This window comes from Candidatus Latescibacterota bacterium, from assembly GCA_019038625.1.
GTDB lineage: Bacteria > Krumholzibacteriota > Krumholzibacteriia > Krumholzibacteriales > Krumholzibacteriaceae > JAGLYV01.
On the sequence record JAHOYU010000145.1, the window covers coordinates 1 to 14,343 of the forward strand.

Consider the following 14,343-nt stretch of genomic DNA (forward strand, 5'->3'; position numbering starts at 1 on the left):
GCTTACGATATTGTCGGAAAGGGGCTGGCCAGCCCGGGGAGTCTCCTCGCCGCGCTGACACTGGCTATGGAATGTGTAAGGACCAGGCAAAAACAGGTCAAGGTGTGACCGGGAGAAGCTGAAGGAGAATCGGTGCCGCAGAAAAGTAGAATAATCGCCGGTGTCTATCATCTTACAAAGGATCTTGGAAAACATTTCAGTCTGAATGATATCAATATCCAGGTGGCCAACGGAGAATTCGTTTTCCTTGTCGGCCCGAGCGGTGCCGGCAAGAGTACCCTTCTCAAGATGATATACATGGATGATTTTCCCGCTTCAGGGCAGGTCGTCGTCGGACCCTATGTATCGACGAGGATGAAGCGTTCTACGATACCCGACCTGAGAAGGAAGATGGGGATCGTCTTTCAGGACTTCAGGCTGCTCGAGGACAGGACGGTCTTTGAAAACATCGCGCTTGCGATGAAAGTGACCGGAGTGGGGATGAGAGAGATCAAGAGACAGGTGACAGATATTCTCACAAGAGTGGGCCTCTATCACAAGAGATACGATTTTCCGCCGGCTCTTTCCGGTGGGGAGGCGCAGAGGGTGGCGATCGCCAGGGCGGTGGCCAACAGGCCGGCGATACTTCTGGCTGACGAACCGACCGGCAACCTCGATCCCGTTGCGACAAAGAATATACTCGAACTTCTGTTCAAGATAAATGCCGGCGGAACAGCCGTGCTTATGGCTACTCACGATATCGAGATGGTCCGGTCTTTCGGGCAGCGGATCATCTATCTTGAGAATGGGAAAATAATGCGGGACAAGGAGATGATCTATGTGGGAGATATACGCGACCGCATAGATGGTTCGAGCGTCAGTGAGAACGCCGGCCGGCTCTCCGGCCATGAGATCACGGGAGGGGAGGACGAGGAATGAAACCGGGAGAATTCAGATACATCATCGATGAATCGATAGGGATATTGTGGCGCCGCAAGACCGCGAACATCATCTCGACCATCATCATGGCGCTCTCTCTTCTGATCCTTGTCACCTTTCTCGGTGTCACGTTGAACATCGCCGGCCTCATAGAGAAGACGAGCGAAGAGATGCGGGTCTATGTATATCTGCGGGACGATATAGCCGAAGACGTTTCAAGAGGTCTCCAGCTCAGGTTGATGGCGGAGCAGGGAGTCGAGGAAGTAGTCTTTATCTCGAAAGAGGAGGCTCTCGAAGACTTCAGGTCGACGCTTGGCGAGGAGAGCGACCTTCTCGATGCTCTCGAGGACAATCCTCTCCCCGACGCGTACCGGGTAAAGATGAAGCAGACCCATATAAATAGCGAGACTCTTGAGGCAATGGCCGTCAGGGTGGAGGAGTGGACGGGGATAGAGGAGGTCCGGTACGGGCGAAAGTGGTTCGAGAGGGGCGAACGGCTTGTGAAGGGTTTTTATATTATCGATCTCGTGCTGGGTGTCATCGTCTTCCTTTCGGTGGTCTTCGTCATTTCCAACACGGTTCGGCTGACGATCCTCAACAGCAGAAAGACGATAGATATCCTGAAACTTGTCGGAGCGACCAACGCCTATATCCAGATCCCGTTTATCATCGAGGGTGCTCTCCAGGGGATCGTCTCCTCGCTGCTTGCCATCGGGCTGCTCGCTATCATATACAGGTCCGCAGTGAACTATCTTCCGGGACTCGTGTTTATCAGGGTAGACGCTATTGCCGTGTTCGTCTTTTTCTGCGCACTTCTCGGAGCGATAGGGAGTTTCGCGGGGCTTCGCAGATTTCTAAGGATTTGACGACAGGCCGGATGAGATGAGATTTTACGAAAGCTATAAAGATACCATGTCGTTCAAGTGGAGAATCACACCTCTGGCACAAACGCGAGTGTTGCGCCGATCCTCCATCATCATGACAATTATGACCTTCCTCATATTGGCGGGAGGTATGTGCCCGATCGTTTCGGGAGGGAGCGCTCGAGCCGGGCAGCAGGACCTCGATAAAAAAATAGGAAAGAAGGAAAACGAACTCGAATCGCTCCGAAACCAGATAGCGGAGCAGAGAAAGAAAATAGGAGAACTCGAGAAAAAGGAAAAGGATGTCTCTGAATATCTCCGAAAACTCGAGGCTGAAGGGAATCTTGGAAAGCGGCTATTGGATGGCCTCGACGAAAAAAAGGGGATGCTAGAACAGCAGGTCGACCTGCTCCGGGATGAACTGACTGCCAGCGAGGCCGATTATGCCCGGAGGCTCAAGGTGTTTTCAAAAAGGCTGCGGGAGATGTACAAGAATGGTTCGAGACAGGCCTGGATGGAGCTTCTGGCTGCCGAAGATGTGGCAGACCTCCTGCAGAGATACAAGTTCGTCTCTCTGATAGCCGAGCGGGACGCCGATCTCATCGAGGGAGTGCGCAGGCACCGGGAAGAGGTGGCGAGGACCGAGGCGGGGATAACAGAGGCCCTGCACGAGGTCACCGTGTCGAGGAACGAGAAGGAAGGCGAGCTCGAGAAACTCAAAGAGAACGAGAGGAAAAGAAGAAGGACACTCTCCGGCCTTAAGAGTGACAGGCGAAAGTATGAGCAACGCGTCGCCGAGCTGGCCGCGGCAGAAAGCCAGATCAGCACCATGCTGGAAGAACTCGAAAAGATCAGGGAGGAACAGTCAAAGGCCTGGGGTGATTACGGGGTCGCCGATTTCAATTCATTGAAAGGACGGCTGGCCAGACCCGTATCAGGTGAAACGACGAGACGGTTCGGGCGCTTCAAGCACCCCGAGTTCGGAACGGTCACCTACAATACTGGAATTGATATCTCCACCAGAACGGGTGAGCCTGTGCGCTCGGTGGCGAGGGGGAGGGTGGAGTTCGCGGGGGTGCTGCCGGGATACGGTAATTGTATCATTATCAATCATGGAGGCGGGTTCTACACGATGTACGCGCACGCTTCCCAGATATTCGTTCAGCAGGGCGGCCAGGTGGAGAATGGCGGGCTGATAGCCGAGACCGGGGAAGAGACAGCAGGGGCAGGGGGATTGCTGCATTTCGAGATCAGGCAGTCGAAAAAGGCGCTTGATCCTGAAGGTTGGCTCAGGAAGGGAGGCCGCTGATCGATATTCACGCGGCAGCGGAGTTTCTGGCGAAGGGGCAGGAAAGGGTGAGGACACTTTTCGGCGGGATGCTGACCGCGGGAAAACTTCCATCCTCGCTGTTGTTCACCGGACCGGAAGGCTCGGGCAAAGAACTCATGGCATTACACCTTGCGGGGATGATCAATTGTGAGATGCCGGGGCATCGACTCGAGGACAGATGTGCCTCCTGTGAGAAGCTGTCCAAGCTGGAGTATCCGGATCTCCATCTTATCTATGCTATTCCTTCGGGCCCTCCCGAAAAATCGATACCGGTGGTGATCGAGAGCAGGAGAGAGGATTTTCTTTCGGCCGGGGAATTTGGAGGGAAGGCGAGATCGATCGGGATCGGGCAGGTCAGGACTATTACGGAGAAAGTCTCCAAGCAGCCTTTTGAGGGAAAACGTACACTGGTGATACTATGTGAGGCTCACCTTGCCACGATCGAGGCACAGAACGCATTTCTCAAGCTCCTGGAGGAGCCACCCTCATCTACAATTCTCATTCTGGTCACGGAATTCACTGACAGGCTCCTCCCGACGATCCGTTCGAGATGCCAGGAAGTGAGATTCGACATTCTACCCGACCATGTGGTCGCCGGATTTCTGGAGACATTTTACTCGGTGGAAAAGATCGAGTCGGAGAATCTTGCGGTGATGGCAGCGGGCAGCATCAGGAGGGCGATCAGGCTTCTCGACAAACGGTTCCTCGATATGAGGAATGACGCGGCCTCAATACTGAGGATGATACTGGAGGGGAAGGCTCGGCAGCTTCCCGCGGAGGCGGAGTCGGCCGCGAGGGAGTATTCACGAGAGGAGACGGGGCAGCTTTTCGGTGAGATGATCTCGGTGCTCCGCGATCTGATGAGATCGAAAGAAGACGGCCTGGACGAGAACAGCAGGCTGCGCCTGAATGATCATCTTGGGGCGACAGCCATCGATGCGGCGAAGGACAGGAACATCCCGGAGGACATCCGAAAGGTAGAGACGGCCGCGCGAAATCTGGGCAGGAACGTCGATATTGAGCTCACGATGATTCAACTCATGCTTGATTTGGCAGGGAAGTGGTATTAGATTGATTCTACATCAATTCTGACCGAAAAATAAGGCCGGGAGTCGGTCTGGCTGATAGTGGCCCCACAGGGAAATGGTGGTTACCCGGATGGAAATAGCAGAAGTCCAGTTTAAGGCTCAGAGAAAAGAGATTTTCAAGAACTCGAGAGCCCTGTACCTGAGGACCGGAAATTATTGCGTGGTCCAGGCAGACCGTGGCGAGGACATGGGGACGATCATAGCCCTGGCCCAGGTGGCCGACAAGGACATCGCTGTGAGCACCAAAGAAGTTCTCAGGCACGCAAACGATGCAGACATCGAATCGATAGCCGATATTCGCGCGAAAGAGAAGGAAGCTCTCACGGTCTGTCAGGAAAAGGCTGGCGAACATGAGCTTCAGATGAAGCTGGTAGATGTCGAGTGTCAGTTTGACGGAAACAAGATCACCTTTTATTTCACCTCGGACGGGCGCATAGATTTCAGGAGTCTGGTGAAAGACCTGGCGAGTATTTTCCGGACGAGGATCGATTTGAGGCAGATAGGGGTACGCGACGAGGCGCGGCGGTTCGACGGGATGGGGATGTGCGGCAGGCGGCTCTGTTGCTCGACCTTTCTAAAAGATTTTGAACCGGTCACGCTGAAGATGGCCAAGGACCAGAACCTTCCGTTGACCCCGACGAAAATATCGGGTGCCTGCGGCAGGCTTATGTGCTGCCTTGCCTACGAGCTTTCCGACTACAAGGAGATGATGAGAGGCGTGCCGAAAGCAGGAAGCAAGATCAACTGTTTCGGCGCGCAGCACAGGATAGATAAGATCAATCTTTTCGAAGAGGCAATAATCCTCTCCGACGAGAACGGGAACCACATCGAGATGCCCCTCCAGAAGTTCAAGGAAGAGATGGGGATCTGCGAAGTCGAACCTGTCGAAGAAGAAGAGATCGATGAAGATGCCTTGTTGAAGGATTTTATAGAAGACGAAGAATGAAAGGGCCTCCGGGAGAATCATGGCAGAAAAAAAGTTCTACATAACCACAGCTATCGATTACGTGAACCAGAAGCCTCACCTTGGTACTGCCTACGAAAAGATCGGCGCCGACTGTATGGCACGCTTCAAGAGGCTTTGCGGGTATGACGCATGGTTCCTGATGGGTAATGACGAACACTCGACCAATGTGCAGCGTGAGGCCCAGAAGAGGGGGCTCGACCCGAAGGACTATTGCCGTGAGATGTCCGTTAAGTTCACCGGCGCCTGGAAAGCGTTGAATATATCGTATGACGACTTCATCCATACGACGGAGGAGCGTCACGAGAAGGCCGTTACCGACCTGTTCCGCAGGATCCAGGAGAATGGCTTCATATACAAGGGAAAGTATGAGGGACTCTACTGCGAATCCTGCGAGGAGTTCATCGGCGAAAAGGATCTGGTCGACGGGCTATGTCCAAGTCACAAGCTGGAGCCGAAGAAGATCAGCGAGGAGAACTACTTTTTTGCACTCTCGAAATTCGAGGACAGGCTGCTGGCACATATAGAGAAAAACCCGGAATTCATCAGGCCACAGACCAGGAAGAATGAGATCCTGAACGTGATCAAGGGAGGGCTGCGCGACGTCTCCATCTCAAGGGCCGGAGTCGACTGGGGAATACCTCTGCCGATCGACGACGGGCATGTCATCTACGTCTGGTTCGATGCTTTGACCAACTATATATCAGGACTTGGTTATGGAGGAGACGATCCGTCCCTGTTCGAGAAATACTGGCCCGCCGACGTCCACGTGATAGGCAAGGACATCACCCGGTTTCACTGCGTGATCTGGCCCTCGATGCTGATGGCCGCCGGAGTCGAGCTGCCGAAAAGCGTGTTCGCTCACGGGTTCATCTCGCTCGCCGGCGAGAAGATGAGCAAGAGTCGTGGAAACATACTCGACCCGGAGAAGATGGTGGAGGTCTTCGGCGCGGACGGAGTGAGATACCTGCTGCTCCGGGAGGTGCCCTTTGACAAGGACGGCGATATCTCAAGCGAGATCCTGTTCAACCGTTACAACGCCGATCTGGCAAACGAACTCGGCAATCTCTTCAGCCGCACAGTGGCGATGATATCGAAATATCTCGGGGGCGACGTTGAGACGGCGCCATTCGACGAGAGCTGCGAGCTTTACTCCGCGTTGAAGGAAGCCCTGGACGGATATATGGGACATATGGAAAAGATGGAGTTCTCAAGAGCTCTCTCGTCGTACTGGTCGGTGATCCAGAGAGCGAACCGGTTCATAGAGGAGAAGTCTCCCTGGGCCCTGGCGAAGGACGAGTCGAAGACCGATCAGCTCGAATCGGTTTTCAGGGAACTGCTCGTCGTCTTGAGAAGTTCGGCGATAGTGCTTTCACCGTTTATGCCGGAGAAGATGGCGGAGATGGGAAGACATCTCGGAGGGTTCGAATCTGAGCCGGGACAGCTTCCTCCGCGAGAGTCCGGAGCTGAAGGACTGAGTCAGCCCGAGCCCCTTTTCCCGAGGTTGAAGAACGTGGAGTTCGAGTAGGCTGAATCTGACCCCGGGACCTGTAATACACAACCCCTGGAAGGATGTGGAAGATGATAGTAATAAAAAAACTGGACGAAGTGCCGGTAATGGATACGGCCCATGGCGTCGACGCGCGCAATCTCTATAAAAAGACAGAGGCGATGGTCTCTGTGATCTCGCTTGAACCGGGACAGGCCCTGAAGCGTCATATCACCCCGGTCGATGTAGCCTTCTACGTGCTGGAGGGAACAGGCACCGTCGAAGTGGGCGATGAAAAGCTGGTAGTGTCGAAGGACACCCTGGTCGAGAGTCCAAAAGATATCATGCATTGCTGGTACAATACGAGTGACGCGATGCTGAAGTTCATGGTCATAAAGGCCCCGCAACCGACCAAGAAGACGACCTTCATTTCGAACGACTAAGGGAAGATGTCGTAGATGCTGATCGATTCACATGCGCACATGAATATGTCGCAGTTCAGGGATGACCTGTCGGCCGTCCTTGAAAGGGCTGCGCTGGCCGGAGTCGGAGAGATACTCAATGTAGGGTATGACCCCGCATCGATAGAGGAGACGATAGCCCTGGTCGACAAGTATCCCGCGATATACGCCGCCGTCGGCATCCATCCCCATCATGCCACAGACTGGAACGGATATCTTGAGGACAGGATCAAGCAGTTCCTGCTGCGCCGGAAGGTGCTTGCCGTGGGAGAGATCGGGCTGGATTACTACAGGGACCTTTCCCCGCGTGACATCCAGCAGGACGTGTTCAGGCGCCAGATAGGACTGGCCAGACAATTCGGAAAACCGATCATAATCCATTGCCGGGAGGCATTCCCCGATGTGATAAGGATCATGAAAGAAGAAAAGGCTTTTGAGGTCGGAGGCATCTTTCACGCTTTTTCAGGAGGGGAGGCGGAAGCCGGACAGGTACTCGACCTGGGGTTTCTGATCGGCATCGGCGGGCCCCTGACATATCCGAAATCGATCCTTCCGGCCGTAGCTGAAAGATTGCCTTCAAGTTCGTTCGTCCTTGAGACAGATTGTCCCTACCTGCCACCACAGGCATACAGGGGCAAGAGGAACGAACCGGCCTACGTAGCTCTTGTCGCGGAGAAGCTGGCCGCGATCAGAGGTGTCGAGATCGACGATATTGCCAGGGCTGCCGAGACGAATTTCAGAGGGATGTTCCACGGGGAGAAAGATGTTCCGGTAAGTGTGGCGTACAGCCTGAAGAAAAGCATATATATCAACGTCACGGCGAGCTGTACCAACGACTGTGCTTTCTGCACAAGGTTCAGGTCGAACAACAACCTCTATGGATATAATCTGAACCTTCTGGCCGATCCCTCTGTGGCAGAGATGGTCTCCGCGGTGGGAGAGGCCATGTTGCCGGGAGATTTCAGGGAGATAGTGTTCTGCGGATACGGCGAGCCGACCGCGAGGCTGAAAGCCCTCAGGGAGACCGCCTCGAAGATCGGGAAGCACGGGCTTCCCATGAGGCTTAATACGAACGGACAGGGGAACATGATAAACCGGAGAAATATCGTTCCCGAGCTTGAGGAATATTTTTCGAAGGTGTCGATCAGCCTGAATGCCCAGGACCGGGAGACATACATGAGAGTCTGCAAGCCGGACATGGGAGAACAGGCATTTGACGCGGTCCTGGATTTTGTCAGGGCGGTCGCAGCCTCAAGGATGGACTGCACAGTGACGGCCCTCGATTATCCTGAAGTCGATCTCGAAGCTACACGCGTCCTCGTAGAATCGATACCCGGCGCGAAGTTCAAAGTGAGAAAATATCATTTTCCGGCCATTTCCGGGCAGGATATCCCCGAACAGGTATGAGCGGAAGAAAACCAGATAATACCGGCAGTCGGCCCAGGGCGAAAAAGAGCCTCGGGCAGAATTTTCTCATCTCCGGGAAAGTCATCGACAGGATAGTCAAAGCTCTTGACCCTGGCAGTGGTATCCCGATAATGGAGATAGGCCCCGGTACGGGGGCATTGACCGGCCCCCTGGCAGAAAAAGGCGCGAGAATTGCTGCATTCGAACTTGACCGGAGGCTGTCGAAAGAACTGGGGGAAAGGTTCGCAGGTTCCGATAATGTGGAAATAGTAGAGGCCGATGTCCGCGAGATCGATTTCGATCTGGAAGCGAAGAGGCGGGAATGGGAAAAGTACAGGGTCGCCGGCAATATTCCCTACCTGTTGACATCGACGATAATGATAAAGCTCGGATTACTCGAAAGATCTGCCGGAGCCGTGATAATGGTGCAGAAGGAGGTCGGAGAAAGAATCCTGACTTCACCGGGAAAGCGCGGATGTGGTATCCTTTCAGTCTTTCTGCAGGCATGGTTCGATATTTCGATGGTAACGACGGCCAGGGCCGGAGCTTTTATACCGAAGCCGAAGGTGGACAGTGTAGTGCTTTCCTTTACGCCGGAGGCGAGAGAGGGAGCACCGCGTGACAGGAAAGGGTTTCTGGGCTTCGTAAAGATATCTTTCTCTCAGAGAAGGAAGAAGCTTGTGAATGTTCTGGGCAATTTGCTCGGGGAAGGCGGAAAACCGGAAGCCGCGGCGCTCATGGGTGAAGCGGGCACGGATGCCGGACTGAGGCCGGAGGAGCTTTCCCTGGATGACTGGTTCCGACTGTACGGGGTGTTCGAAAAGAGATGACAGGGGATCCGGGAAGAGGCAGGCAGATGAGATTGACATCAGAAAGACAGACGACCGGGCGGCGCGGAGACGAAATGGCGGCATCTGTTTTTACGGCCGTCTTTGCCTGCGTCCTCTGCCTCTGCATTCCCGCGGGGATCGCCGCTCAGGACAGCAGGAACCTCGAGGACGCATCTCCCGATTCCATAGCCACGACCTGGCTCGGTGTGATCTCGAAGTCAGAGATCGATTTTACCGAAGGTTACCGAAAGGCAAAGAGCAGCCTCACCTGGACATATAATGCGGCTGACTGGGCCTTCAGCAGCTCGATGAGCATCGACAAGAAGAAACTGCGGGGCAGGGACCAGGAGACGCTGATGGAGAGTTTTCTCGCCTCGGGTACCAGGATCGTCCCGAATCGATATACGCTGAACGTTAATATGGGTGATATGTATACGCAGACGACAAGCGCGGCCCTTTCACAGTTCGGCAAGGAGATCGTGATGGAGACCCAGTCGACCGGGTTCAACCTTCTGTCTCTCATGACTGTTCCCGGAGCTTCTGCGTCGAATTTCTCCCTGGTGGGAACTGCTTCACGAGGCAAGCAGGATTTCAAGTACAACAAGACGGTGAAGATGAATGCCTCGGGGCACCTTGTCTATGAAATAGGGCCGCATATCACGGTGAGTGGTGGTGGCGGCTCGTTTGTCGTCAGGGAGGCGAGTGATGTCGGCCCCTTCCAGTTTAACGGGATCAGGAGCAATGTAGACACTCTCCGTACAGGAATCGATATTGGTTCCGGTGAGAAGAAGAAGTTCAAGCTGAGGTACTCGAGAAAGATGGGCAAGCTCAGACAGATCGATCCTCCGCTCGGCAATACCATGCAGATCATCGATAGCCCGGAGGACGCCAAAGAGGAAGAGAGCAGGATAAAGGGCGAGGAACTTCTCATAGAATCGAAGGTCGAGCTCAGGGATGGCCTCCTCATCGAAGTGAACTTCGACCACACCTACTCGGACCAGGCCTACCGGGTCGAGAACAGGCGTAACAAGGAGTCCGAGACCAACGATATCGATGCATCGGTCTCGTACAGGTACCACCCGAAAGGCAGTGTCAGCGTTTCGATGGCCAGGGGCGAATCGGACACGGAGTTCGGTCCGACATCTGTAGCGAGTTACAGAACAAAAGATTATTCGATGTCGGTCTCGGTGAAGCATACTTTTCACGATTCTCTGGACATCCTGCTCAGGGGTTCGACGTCACTGGACCAGAAGCTCTACAAAAAGAAGGAACAGAACCCGAGGGACGCCGATTACACATTTTCATCCCTCTACGGGAAGATGAACGCATATCTCTTCCGCCTGATCGAGACTACCGTAACGAGCACGTTGAGCAGGAGGGAGACGATCAACATAGACGCGACCCTCTCTGGAGATAACAGGGTCGATTATCAGTACCTGTTTGTTCCCGAATATGAGTTCAGCCCCCAGACCTGGCTTTCGCTCGGGCAGAAATACGAGATCAAGATCGATTATACCGAGTTCTCGTTTGACACAGACAGAAACTATCTGAACAGGAACACGACCCTTACGACCGAGGTGGGGATCGGTCTATTCAGGAAGCTGAGGTACAGGATTCGGCACAGGTACAACATGAAGGACACCGGATCGTACCAATCGAAGATCGAGGGGCCGAGGCTCTACAATCCGACAAGCGAGAATATAGAGAACCGGCTCACGATGAACCTGGACTATGAGGCATTCCCCGGCATGACCATTTTTGTGAGATCGAATTTCAGGGGGCAGATCAACAATACTCTCGGGGTCATAGACGGGATGAGGCGGGTGACGAGGACATCCGGGACCGAGTCGGGAGATTTCAGGGCCGGGTTCAAGAGAAAGAGGGAGTTCACCGGCTACGGTGAGGTGGACCTCGATATTGCATGGGTAAAAAAGTTCGGACCTTTCATCTCGGAAGAGAACCGCGAATACTGGGTAGTGAGCGCGAACGTGAATTTTTCATTCTAGGGTGTGAGAGTAATGAAGACCAAAACGATATTTCTGATGATAGTGATGGCCCTGGCTATAAACGCGGGCTGCCTGTTTTCCCCCAGGGACGCGGAAGAGCCGGGGGAGGATACCGACCCCTGGACGGTGCCGCTGGTGCCGAAAGATGTCTTTATCAACCTGAGTTCAGGGTTCCGCGCGAGCGCCAATTCAAACTACGAGAGGTCGCTGGGCGATGAGTTCGAGTTTATCGCGAGGCCTGTCGACTGGCCCGATTTTGTTGCCTGGAGCAAGGACGACGAGATAACCTTCCTCGACAGGCTGAAGGGTGATTATCTCGGGGAGCGGACCATACGTTTCGGCGATGAGTTCGGGATCTTCACAGATAAGCAGGATATCGGTACCGATGTTTGGTATGAGGGGGAGTATCTGATCACTCTAGACCCCGGCGATGGCGCTGACCCTGATATCTTTGCAGGGATAGCGAGATTCTACCTCGTTAAGGGTTCTGTCGGCTGGGTGATGATAGGGTGGGATGACCTGGATGTCTCGAGTGACGAATATCCCACGGCGACCTTTCTCAGAAAGACTTTCCAGTGATCCCGGGCACGAGAAAAACCGGCACAAATCAGATATAACGCATTGTTGCGGCGATTCTCAGGAACTTCTCTTGCGCTGCGGCGGAGAATGTGGTAAAATCCACTGAAGGAGGAGAATAGTATGAAAAAAGTAAAACCCCTGAAAACTATCGCTGCCATACTGCTTGTCAGCGTCATTGCTACGTACGGCTGTATTCTGAACCCTGATACCGGAGATGAAGGGCGCGATCCTGTTGTAATCGACTGGCCCGACCTGTCGACCCCTGATGATGTGGTCGAGACGATCCGCCTGGTCTACAAACATTTCAACACGGCACCTACCGATGAATTGATGACCTATTATGCGGACATCCTCTATGACGACCCGGGCCAGGAACACGATTATGTCTGGAACATGCAGCCCGACGACTATACAAAGTACGGCGAACTGATGTTGAGGGAAGAAGATATCGCCGGGACCGAGTATATCATCAGACAGTCCAGCGCTCTGTATCTGTTCATATCGGCTGGAACATGGGATCCTGCCCCGGATGTTTGCGCCGAGTGTCTCCAGACGACCAGGACCTATACGATCACCACTACGCTGGATCATAATGGAGAGATCGAGACCCTTTCCGGGTTATCGATGAATATCAACCTGGTCATCGGGCCAAATGAGCAGAAACCCGGCACCTGGGTGATATATGTAGCATCCGATCTTCCAGGGACTGAGTCGTAACAAAGTCTTAATGTGACATGCTGAGAATTCACGGCCCCTCCAGACGGAGGGGCCTTTTTTTTTGCCGGGGGCGCGACGGTTTGACATCGGGTGGGATTTTCTATATATTTAAATTGGGTTTTAAAGTAGCCAGACAAAGGATCAGACCAGGAGGAGGTGCTGTCATGAGCGACAGAAGAGTTCTGCTCGCAATCGTGGGTATTGTCTGTATCGCCTTTTGTCTGCCCGGGTGTGCCAACGACCCGGAGCAGGGAGTCACCGATTTTGCCGAATCCGATATCGAATGGCCCACCCTTCACGAGAGGGAGGACCTGATCGAGACTATCCTGTTGTGCTACGAGAATTTTGACCAGGCATCGCTGGAAGAGCTCGAACATTTCTACGGTAGGGTTCTCTACGATGATTCCAGCGACGACAACGACTATGTATGGATAACGGATCCGAGGGATGTCGAGGATGGATGCCCCGCCCTTCTCACCAGGGCGCAGGATATCAATTCGACGAAGAATATCTTCAGCCGCGCGTCCGAGCTGCAGTTGTCTATCTACCCGGCGAAGTGGTTTGAGGCGCCTGATGTGTGCGACGGATGCTGGGAGACGACGAGGGTCTACTCGATCGTCATGGTCACCGGAACGGGTGATGATGCTCACTTCCTGTCGAGCGGCGAGATGAACATCCATTTTATCGCCGGGCCGCACCACAACGACCCGGAGAAATGGGCCATCTACGTTGCCCGGGATCTGGGCGGCGACCGGTGATCCGTCTCAGGGATGGTCTCATTCCTTCTGGATGAACAGTACCGGGATGAATGGGTTCTTTGATGATCTGACAGAATTGTTTTTATGGGCCCCTCCACTGCGGGGGGGCTTTTTTCACTCGGTAAGGGAGAAGAGTGATATGAATCGTTTTTCAATGGGATATCTTTCGATTATCTGCCTGCTGGCTCTGACGCTGGCTTTCACCCCCGGTTGTCAGGATGACCCGGTGAAGGGCGAGCTTGATTCGGGCATCGAATGGCCGGATCTATCCGCTGAGGAGGATGTGATCGAGACAATCCGGCTGGTCTACCAGAATTTCAACAAGGTACCCAGTGATGAATTGATGACCCGCTATGCAGCCGTCCTCTATGACGACCCGAACCAGGAACACGATTATGTCTGGAACATGAAGCCCGGTGATGTGGCTCAGTACGGTGTATTGATGTTTAGGGAAGAAGATATCGCCGGGACTGAGTATATCATCAGACAGTCCAGCGCTCTGAATCTGGATATATCATATGCAAGTTGGGAGGCTGCTCCGGATATCTGCGATGAGTGTCTCCAGACGACCAGGGTTTATTCAATCTCCACTACGCTGGATCACAGGGGAGAGATTTGGACCCTCACTGGTGAGGAGATGGGGATTCAGTTCGTCATTGGTCCTAACGAGCAGATTTCCGGCACCTGGGTGATATATATCGCGTCAGAGCTGCCGGATTAGTGATGTACGGGGGCTTCAGGACCGCGCGGCATGACAGAAAAAATAATGAACACTGATTCCATGTATTTTTCCTGATACGATATTGGGGAGACAGCATGCAATCTTCTCCATATCTTGACATGGCCCCACTTACATTACTATAGTATCCCTGCCCGCCGGCTGTCTGACGGAGGGCCTGGTGGTTATTACGTATCGAATAACAAAGTGAATGT

Annotated in this window: 14 protein-coding genes; all 14 read left to right on the forward strand. The window is 53.7% G+C overall.

Features of this window, described 5'->3' with window-relative positions; genetic code table 11:
• Positions 1–150 precede the first annotated feature (150 nt).
• The 14 genes from KOO63_11085 (at position 151) to KOO63_11150 (ending at position 14,131) form a co-directional block, all read left to right on the forward strand.
• Entirely contained in the window at positions 151–918 is a 768-nt protein-coding gene (locus tag KOO63_11085) for an ATP-binding cassette domain-containing protein (GenBank protein MBU8922349.1), read from the forward strand.
• Positions 915–1,784: an ABC transporter permease gene (locus KOO63_11090; protein ID MBU8922350.1), complete on the forward strand. Its 870-nt coding sequence runs from the start codon at positions 915–917 to the stop codon at positions 1,782–1,784. The genes KOO63_11085 and KOO63_11090 overlap by 4 nt, the downstream gene beginning before the upstream one ends.
• Positions 1,785–1,800: 16 nt before the next feature.
• Positions 1,801–3,090, forward strand: a complete 1,290-nt coding sequence (locus KOO63_11095; protein MBU8922351.1) for a peptidoglycan DD-metalloendopeptidase family protein — start codon at positions 1,801–1,803, stop codon at positions 3,088–3,090.
• Positions 3,066–4,181 (forward strand): hypothetical protein, encoded by a 1,116-nt coding sequence (locus KOO63_11100; GenBank protein ID MBU8922352.1) that lies wholly within the window; start codon positions 3,066–3,068, stop codon positions 4,179–4,181. The genes KOO63_11095 and KOO63_11100 overlap by 25 nt, the downstream gene beginning before the upstream one ends.
• A gap of 88 nt (positions 4,182–4,269) precedes the next feature.
• A complete protein-coding gene (locus KOO63_11105) occupies positions 4,270–5,145 on the forward strand; it encodes a stage 0 sporulation family protein (GenBank protein MBU8922353.1) in 876 nt (291 codons plus the stop codon).
• A gap of 19 nt (positions 5,146–5,164) precedes the next feature.
• Positions 5,165–6,691: a methionine--tRNA ligase gene (gene metG, locus KOO63_11110; protein ID MBU8922354.1), complete on the forward strand. Its 1,527-nt coding sequence runs from the start codon at positions 5,165–5,167 to the stop codon at positions 6,689–6,691.
• A gap of 53 nt (positions 6,692–6,744) precedes the next feature.
• Complete coding sequence (locus tag KOO63_11115; protein ID MBU8922355.1) at positions 6,745–7,095, forward strand: cupin domain-containing protein; 351 nt, start codon at positions 6,745–6,747, stop codon at positions 7,093–7,095.
• Between the two features lie 15 nt (positions 7,096–7,110).
• Positions 7,111–8,520, forward strand: coding sequence for a YchF/TatD family DNA exonuclease (locus KOO63_11120; GenBank protein ID MBU8922356.1), 1,410 nt, complete (start codon positions 7,111–7,113; stop codon positions 8,518–8,520).
• Entirely contained in the window at positions 8,517–9,350 is an 834-nt protein-coding gene (rsmA, locus tag KOO63_11125; protein MBU8922357.1) for a 16S rRNA (adenine(1518)-N(6)/adenine(1519)-N(6))-dimethyltransferase RsmA, read from the forward strand. The genes KOO63_11120 and rsmA overlap by 4 nt, the downstream gene beginning before the upstream one ends.
• Before the next feature lie 26 nt (positions 9,351–9,376).
• Entirely contained in the window at positions 9,377–11,356 is a 1,980-nt protein-coding gene (locus KOO63_11130) for a hypothetical protein (protein MBU8922358.1), read from the forward strand.
• Between the two features lie 12 nt (positions 11,357–11,368).
• The gene (locus tag KOO63_11135) at positions 11,369–11,935 is read left to right on the forward strand and encodes a hypothetical protein (GenBank protein ID MBU8922359.1); all 567 of its coding nucleotides are present in this window, start codon (positions 11,369–11,371) and stop codon (positions 11,933–11,935) included.
• A 120-nt stretch (positions 11,936–12,055) separates the two neighbouring features.
• A complete protein-coding gene (locus tag KOO63_11140) occupies positions 12,056–12,652 on the forward strand; it encodes a hypothetical protein (protein ID MBU8922360.1) in 597 nt (198 codons plus the stop codon).
• A 164-nt stretch (positions 12,653–12,816) separates the two neighbouring features.
• Positions 12,817–13,410 (forward strand): hypothetical protein, encoded by a 594-nt coding sequence (locus KOO63_11145; protein MBU8922361.1) that lies wholly within the window; start codon positions 12,817–12,819, stop codon positions 13,408–13,410.
• A gap of 139 nt (positions 13,411–13,549) precedes the next feature.
• Positions 13,550–14,131: a hypothetical protein gene (locus KOO63_11150; protein MBU8922362.1), complete on the forward strand. Its 582-nt coding sequence runs from the start codon at positions 13,550–13,552 to the stop codon at positions 14,129–14,131.
• The last annotated feature ends 212 nt before the right edge of the window (positions 14,132–14,343 follow it).

What these genes read in the sequence shown, in the direction of transcription:
- KOO63_11140 (MBU8922360.1), top strand. Translation starts at nt 12,056, where the DNA reads ATGAAAAAAGTAAAACCCCTGAAAACTATCGCTGCCATACTGCTTGTC.
- KOO63_11145 (MBU8922361.1), top strand. Translation starts at nt 12,817, where the DNA reads ATGAGCGACAGAAGAGTTCTGCTCGCAATCGTGGGTATTGTCTGTATC.
- KOO63_11115 (MBU8922355.1), top strand. Translation starts at nt 6,745, where the DNA reads ATGATAGTAATAAAAAAACTGGACGAAGTGCCGGTAATGGATACGGCC.
- rsmA (MBU8922357.1), top strand. Translation starts at nt 8,517, where the DNA reads ATGAGCGGAAGAAAACCAGATAATACCGGCAGTCGGCCCAGGGCGAAA.
- KOO63_11105 (MBU8922353.1), top strand. Translation starts at nt 4,270, where the DNA reads ATGGAAATAGCAGAAGTCCAGTTTAAGGCTCAGAGAAAAGAGATTTTC.
- KOO63_11090 (MBU8922350.1), top strand. Translation starts at nt 915, where the DNA reads ATGAAACCGGGAGAATTCAGATACATCATCGATGAATCGATAGGGATA.
- KOO63_11120 (MBU8922356.1), top strand. Translation starts at nt 7,111, where the DNA reads ATGCTGATCGATTCACATGCGCACATGAATATGTCGCAGTTCAGGGAT.
- KOO63_11095 (MBU8922351.1), top strand. Translation starts at nt 1,801, where the DNA reads ATGAGATTTTACGAAAGCTATAAAGATACCATGTCGTTCAAGTGGAGA.
- KOO63_11130 (MBU8922358.1), top strand. Translation starts at nt 9,377, where the DNA reads ATGAGATTGACATCAGAAAGACAGACGACCGGGCGGCGCGGAGACGAA.
- KOO63_11135 (MBU8922359.1), top strand. Translation starts at nt 11,369, where the DNA reads ATGAAGACCAAAACGATATTTCTGATGATAGTGATGGCCCTGGCTATA.
- metG (MBU8922354.1), top strand. Translation starts at nt 5,165, where the DNA reads ATGGCAGAAAAAAAGTTCTACATAACCACAGCTATCGATTACGTGAAC.
- KOO63_11150 (MBU8922362.1), top strand. Translation starts at nt 13,550, where the DNA reads ATGAATCGTTTTTCAATGGGATATCTTTCGATTATCTGCCTGCTGGCT.